The sequence below is a fragment of the Paenibacillus forsythiae T98 genome (assembly GCF_000520735.1).
GTDB classification, from domain to species: Bacteria; Bacillota; Bacilli; order Paenibacillales; family Paenibacillaceae; genus Paenibacillus_AQ; species Paenibacillus_AQ forsythiae.
Window position 1 is genome coordinate 1 of record NZ_ASSC01000557.1, and the last position, 591, is coordinate 591.

General features: G+C 59.4%; 1 pseudogene. It reads right to left on the minus strand.

Annotated features, from left to right (window positions below):
- Positions 1-591 (minus strand): annotated as a pseudogene (locus L692_RS32925) (hypothetical protein); the annotation flags it as partial.

Sequence of the window (591 nt, forward strand, 5' to 3'; positions counted from 1 at the left end):
TGCCTGAGCCGCAGCAGCTGCCTGTGCCGCAGCAGCTGCCTGTGCCGCCTGATACGCCTGGACGCTCATTAACGGAGGTTCCGGAATCGGAGGGAGGTCGGCTACGAAGACAGGAGCCTTGACCGTCCCTTCCTGATGAATCACCGGGGCTTTGGTATCCGTTTCACCATCCAGCACCATGCTGCTGGAACCGCCTGTCAGATACAGGGCGGTTCCCGCTTCCAGCGACAGCTGCCGACCGGCCTTCAGCTTCACATGGCCCCCTTGAATCTGTATATTCCCCGGACTGCTGACCGTAATGCCGCTCTGCTCGTTCAAAATAATAGAAAGTTCGCCCGAGGTGGAAAGGGTCAGCTCTTGCCCGGACATCTCCACGCCGCTTCCTTGCGCGTGCTGCCACACCTTTACATTCGGTCGTCCCTGGACAGGGCGCTGTTGGCGGAGGGAATCGGTCACATAGGTATCCTGCTCCCGGTTTGTCGACAGATACAGGTTCACTCGTTCCCAGATTTCCGGCATATCGTACCAGCCGCTATGCTCTTCTGCGACATAGCGGGTTGCTGCCGGAAACCAGCAGGCCTTGGCAGGGTC